At 53.6% G+C, this 5,928-nt stretch carries 6 protein-coding genes and 1 pseudogene; all 7 read right to left on the minus strand.

The annotated features are described in order from the left end of the window. Positions 1-179: 179 nt before the first annotated feature. Positions 180-1,367 carry a tyrosine-type recombinase/integrase gene (locus ACXJ5O_RS16740; protein ID WP_457300872.1) on the minus strand — a complete coding sequence of 396 codons (1,188 nt, stop codon included), beginning with the start codon at positions 1,365-1,367 and terminating at the stop codon, positions 180-182. Between the two features lie 173 nt (positions 1,368-1,540). Further along, positions 1,541-1,659 (minus strand): annotated as a pseudogene (locus tag ACXJ5O_RS16745) (DDE-type integrase/transposase/recombinase); the annotation flags it as partial. 66 nt (positions 1,660-1,725) lie between these two features. Continuing rightward, complete coding sequence (locus tag ACXJ5O_RS16750; RefSeq protein WP_457300873.1) at positions 1,726-2,709, minus strand: ABC transporter permease; 984 nt, start codon at positions 2,707-2,709, stop codon at positions 1,726-1,728. Positions 2,710-2,733: 24 nt separating this feature from the next. After that, positions 2,734-4,275, minus strand: a complete 1,542-nt coding sequence (locus tag ACXJ5O_RS16755) for a sugar ABC transporter ATP-binding protein (RefSeq protein WP_457300877.1) — start codon at positions 4,273-4,275, stop codon at positions 2,734-2,736. Between the two features lie 78 nt (positions 4,276-4,353). Beyond that, complete coding sequence (locus ACXJ5O_RS16760) at positions 4,354-5,313, minus strand: sugar-binding protein (RefSeq protein ID WP_457300874.1); 960 nt, start codon at positions 5,311-5,313, stop codon at positions 4,354-4,356. Positions 5,314-5,566: 253 nt separating this feature from the next. Next, entirely contained in the window at positions 5,567-5,689 is a 123-nt protein-coding gene (locus ACXJ5O_RS16765; RefSeq protein WP_457300875.1) for a hypothetical protein, read from the minus strand. Positions 5,690-5,724: 35 nt separating this feature from the next. Further along, the coding region (locus ACXJ5O_RS16770) for a TOBE domain-containing protein (RefSeq protein ID WP_457300876.1) at positions 5,725-5,928 on the minus strand (204 nt) is incomplete at its 5' end.

A 5,928-nucleotide genomic window follows, 5' to 3' on the forward strand; every position in this document is an offset into this window, starting at 1 on the left:
GGCTACAGCCATACCGTTGGGTCAAGTCGGCTAAACGAAGCCAAGTAATATTAGGGGAGATGTTTTTTCCGGGCATGACGAATCCTTGAAGTTGGACCCGCACGTCATGCGCAGATGAAACTACCTAACACCGGAGCTTGCCGTTGCAAAGCTATTATTTCTATCCCACCGGTTTTTTTTCACTGTCCGCAGAATGCAGCCCAGTCGTCCATCATCTGCACGCGTTTATCGAAGAGGTCACCACGCCGGTAGGCAGCTTCGACCTTGTTGCCTATGGTATGTGCCAAAGCCATCTCAGCGACATCGTTCGGATAGGCGGTCCGTTCTGAGCACCAGTCGCGGAATGTCGAACGGAAACCGTGCGGTACGGCAGCAACTTTCATGCGCCGCAGCACCGCCGATATTGTCATGTCCGAGATCTTGYCGCCCCTTGTGGCGGAGAAGACAAAACTGACGTTCTGAAACCGGGGCACGTTCTCAAGCAAGCTGATTGCAGCCTTCGAAAGCGGGACGCGATGTTCCTTGCCTGCTTTCATTCGTTCTGCCGGAATTGTCCAAAGCTTCCCGTCCACATCGATTTCCTCCCAGGTTGCACCTCTGACTTCGCCTGACCGCGTGGCCGTCAGGATGGAGAACTCCAGCGCCAGGGACCCCATTCCTTCCGTCGCCCTCAGCGCCTTCATGAAAACGGGCACATCATCGATACGCAAAGCCTTGTGATGAACAACTTTGCTGACCTTGCCAGGCTTTGGCATCAGAGCATCCAGATTTCCCTTCCAGCGCGCCGGGTTTTCACCCTTACGATGGCCCGAGACTGTTGCCCAGGCCAGAACGTTTTCAATGCGCCCACGCAAACGGGTCGCCGTCTCGGTCTTGGTCGACCAGATCGGATCCAGAACCTTGTAGATGTGATCGACGCCAATTTCATTAACGCGCATTTGACCAATGATGGGATTGGCATAGGTCACCAGCGTTGCAAGCACTTGGTCGGCATGCTTGTCGTTGCGGTATTCCTGTTTTTTCGATTTGTGCCAGCGTGTCGCTGCCTCCTCAAACGTGATCACCGAACTTGCTGCGTTCAGCGCGAGCCTAAGCGACCGCCGCTCTTCAACAGGATCGATGCCTCTGCGGACCTTGTCATGTGCTTCACGTGCTCTTTCACGTGCCTGAGCCAGCGTCACATCCGGGTAGCCGCCAAGACCGATGTGACGGCGCTTGCCACCTATCTGAACGCGCAGCAGCCACGACCGGGCGCCCGTCTCTTTTACCTGGAGTTGCAAACCGTTCACGCCGCCGACAAAATGGATGCCGGGCTCAACGAGTCGTTTGATATGAAGTGGACCAAGTTCTAATGCTTTGCGAGGCATATGCCCTCCAGATAGGCCCACCAATAGACCTACCTAAAACTATGCAACACCATGACACAGTATGCAATGGCAAACGACATCATCGGTACAATAATATAATAAAAACAAGCGCATATGCTAGGGCGTGCGATGCAATGATACTGCTAGGTGGCGGCCTTCCTCTCCGCCATACATCTATATTCATGGTTCCAGAAATCGACCGTATCACCCACGCTGTCGATCGCCCGGTAGAGATACATCCACTGGCCTCTGAGCTTGATGTCTCGTCCATATGCCACTTGCTGCCAACAGCGCTGGTCGAAATGACGGCCTATGAACATCATGCATTCGGTCGAGCCAACGCTGTGTTCAGCGTTTTTCAATTTAATGGTGCGGAGTGCGCGGCCTTGTTTAATCGGCGTTTCGCTCGAAAAACGTCCCACTGTTGATCGACCAGTACGCCAATAAGGATCACCCCTCCCATAACCGCAAAATTGAGCGACGATGGAATGCCGAGGAGATTGACCAGATTCTGCAATTCTTGCAGCAGGATAGTACCGAGGATCACCCCGACGATTGACCCTTCACCACCGCGCAGCGAAAAGCCACCGAGGACGGCGGCCGCGATCGCATACAGTTCATAAAAATTGCCGTGGCTGGCGGGGGAAATCGAGCGGGTATACATTGCAAAATAGATAGCCGAAAGTGCCGTCAATACACCGCAAATGACATAGGCAGCCATCACCATTCTACCTGTCCTGATCCCGGAATATCTTGCCGCTTCCTCATTTTTGCCGATGGCATAAAGATAGCGCCCGAAAACTGACCGGTGCAATACCACCCACGTCACGCCCATAATAATGAGAACGGCTATAAAGCTGTTGGGAATGCCATAGGTGCGGCCGGCCGTAAGGAATTCAAGAGTGGGAAAGTTCTGGCCGAAAGCAAAGCCGGCGGTCCCGTCGGCAGTATAGAACCGGGCGATCCCGCGGTAAATCAACAAGCCACACAGCGTCACCACGAATGGCTGGAGCTTCAGCCGCGTGATCAGCCAGCCATGGGCCAAACCAATGATCCCACCGAGAACCAGGATGAGCATGAAAGCCAATGGCCACGGCATGCCGTGATTTGCAATCAAATCGATGAACAGAACACCGAGTAGCGCGATTAACGAACCCACCGAGAGTTCGATGCCTCCGGTTATGATAACGAACGCTTGTCCTATCGACAGGATACCAAAGAGACCGATGAGATTCGACGTATTGGCGAGATTGATGGGCAGCAAGAAACGAGGATTGATTGTTGCGACAACAGCTCCCACGACGACTATGAGGATCAACAAGCCAATATCTTTTTTATTCATCGTGATCTCCAACCCTTATGGATGCTATCGTGCCGACTTGCCCACCGCCAGCAAAAGCACGTTCTCCTGATCAAGTTGATCCTTGGCCAGAATACCGGAAATCTGGCCTTCATGCATAACTGCGACGCGGTCGGAAACACCGATGACTTCCTCCATGTCGCTCGAAATCATGAGGACCGCGACACCCGTGTCGGCGAGCGCCTGCATCAGTCTGTAGATTTCAGCCTTGGCTCCAATATCGATCCCGCGAGTCGGCTCGTCGAAAATCATGATCCTCGGTTTCATCGCCAGCCATTTTGCCAGAACGACTTTTTGCTGGTTGCCGCCCGACAAGGTGCCGACACGCGTTTTTACCGATGGAGCCTTGATGCCAAGGTTGCTTCGCTGTGCTTCCGCCGTCGTATTTTCACTGGCGGCTGAAATTATCAAATTGGCCGAATGCGCCGAAAGATTAGGTAACGAAATATTCTGTGCAATAGCGAAATCAAGGAGTATGCCAGCCAGCTTTCGATCCTCGGGGACGAGAAAGATGCCAGTAGCCACCGCATCAGCGGACGAAGAAAGCAGGACATGCTTGCCATCCAGATAAAGCTCTCCGCCAAGGCTCCTGTCTATGCCGAAGACAACGCGGGCGAATTCAGTCCTGCCCGAACCTACAAGTCCTGCTAGCCCGAGGATTTCGCCATGCAGCACGTCCAAATCGACGGTCCGATGAGGATAAGCAGTTGTGCGAATGCCCTTGGCGGACAGCGCGACTGCACCAGCCTCGCGCTCCGAGGTATTTGTACGGGCTTTCAAAGCACGGCCTATCATGAGCTTGACCATCTGGTCGTGATTGATGGCGTCGCTTGCAAGTGTGCCCGCCAGCATTCCATCTCGAAGGACGATAACTCGATCGGCGACGCTCTCGACCTCGTGGAGCCGGTGCGAAATAAAAATAACGCTAATACCTTCTGCCTTCAGACCTTTGATCACACCGAGCAACTTCTCAGTTTCAGCCAAGGGAAGACTTGAGGTGGGTTCGTCCAGGATAACAAGCCTTGCCTTGATCGAAAGAGCTTTGGCAATCTCGACCATCTGCTGCTGGGCTAGCGACAATTCCGATACGGGGGTGTCGGCCGTAAAATTAGCGCCGACCCGTTTGAGGAGTGGTAAAACCATCTCGCGCAATTTAGGGCGATCGACCAGCTTCAGAGGGCCGCCGCGCAAGGGCTCTCTGCCAAGGAAGATATTGGCGGCAACGTCAAGATTTTCAAACAGGTTCAGTTCCTGATGTACGAAGGCAATTCCGGACTGGAGGCTATTTTCGACAGTAAGACGGTCATGATCGACGCCGTCGATCCTGATAAGACCGCGGTCCGGGGCCGCCACACCGCCCAGAATTTTCATCAGCGTTGATTTGCCAGCGCCATTTTCGCCGACAAGGCCGATTACCTCGCCAGGTCTGATCTCAATGGAAAAGCCATCCAATGCCACAACACCGGGATAGGTCTTTCGCACGTCATGCAGGCTGAGGAAGGCGGCCTGATGACGTGCGTCAGAAGAAGTATCGATTGTGCCCGGCATTGATTCGACGCGATTAACGTCACCTGTTGCGGTAAAACCATTGCCAGTCATCGCGTCAAGCTCTTGTTCGAAAACAGCCTAGTTGCCAGCCATCTTTTTCAGATTGGCAGCGTACGCATCGACATCGTCCTTGCCGACAATCACAGTCTTGATAATCAGCAATTTGTTGTCCGGAATGCTCGACTTGTCACCCTTAAGGTAAGCGGCCATCATTTTCATGCCCTGATAGGCCCATTCGAACGGCTGCTGCACAACAGTAGCGGCGACAGTGCCTTCCTTGACGCCACCCAACGTAATCGGATCGTCGTCAAATCCAACGACGGTGATCTGCCCCAACTTGCCTGCATCGCGGAGAGCCTCGTAAATGCGAGGTGTATTATAAGAGTAAAAGCCAACCATGCAGGTAACATCCGGGCTAGCCACCAGAGCGTCTTCGACGTTCTTCTTCGCACGCGTCTGGTCAATATCGTCTCCGCGAACATCGACTAGTTCGATTTTGGTACCTGCGAGACCATCCTTCATGCCCTGGATGCGTTCCTTGGCATTGTCAGCGCCGAGCAGGCCGACAAATCCGAGACACTTGCCCCCGTTGGGCATGGCTTTTTTCGCGATTTCTGCAGCCTGTTTGCCTGCATCGACGTTGGACGAACCGATATAGGCGACGCGATTAGTCTGAGGAGCATCGCTATCCGTGGTGAAGAGGGCAGTCTCGGACGCGATCTTGTTGAGACCATCGGTGGACGTCTTCGGATCTACGGCCGACACCATGATGCCTTTGACGCCGGCTGTGACGAGATCATCCATCAGACGCTGCTGGATGGCTACCGAGGACTGCTCGGGATACTTGAGCTCCAAGTTGTAGTCGGGCAATTCGGCCTGCGCCTTCTTGACGCCCGCCTCGGCAGCTTTCCAGAAATCGGAGGCCCCATTCACCACGAAAGCCAGCGTTGGCTTGTCGGCGGCATAGGCCATAGTTGGCATTGACGCGCTAAACATCAACGCAGCGCAAAGTGCGCCAATAGATATTGCGGATTTCATGTCTAACCTCCCATTTGGCTCAACGCAGTCGTTGATCCGAGTTTCAATCGGTGATCGAAGCCGGGCCACCTCCTATGGTTACCGGCAACGGGTGAAAGGCGTTCCACCATTCAGCCTGGAGACTTTAATGAGCCGATTCTCAATAGTAAATAGAATTATCATATAGTATTATCATTGCATCCCATTCGAATGGCGAAGGCACTACTCTTGGAAAACCGCCAAATCTCAGCCTGAAAGCCAAATGAAAATCCGCTCATTCGGAGCGGACCACGCATTTCAGGCAATGCGAAAGCACATGCGAAATCTCAATGGCGAGAATGCGCTCTGGACGCTTACCATTGACGACCATCGCTTTGCGCAGCTCGGCATCACGCACAATGATCGCCTATCGATATACAAACTGCCGGACTGCTATGCTGCCAGCTCTGTTTCGCGATCGAAAAGATGCAGATTATCCAAGGAGATATGCAAGCGGACCTRGTCATCTCTGCGAGTTTCGGGCCTGCCACTGTGGGCGAGAACAACTGGCTGCGATGCGACCTCCAAAACCACGAAGGTCATGCTTCCCGTCGACTCAATGCCGGTGACGGTCGCATCAATGGCCATGTCGTTCAC

The organism is Phyllobacterium sp. P5_D12 (assembly GCF_054049495.1).

Coding starts and splice junctions, on each gene's coding strand:
- ACXJ5O_RS16755 (WP_457300877.1), bottom strand. CDS start 4,275: ATGCCGGGCACAATCGATACTTCTTCTGACGCACGTCATCAGGCCGCC.
- ACXJ5O_RS16760 (WP_457300874.1), bottom strand. CDS start 5,313: ATGAAATCCGCAATATCTATTGGCGCACTTTGCGCTGCGTTGATGTTT.
- ACXJ5O_RS16750 (WP_457300873.1), bottom strand. CDS start 2,709: ATGAATAAAAAAGATATTGGCTTGTTGATCCTCATAGTCGTCGTGGGA.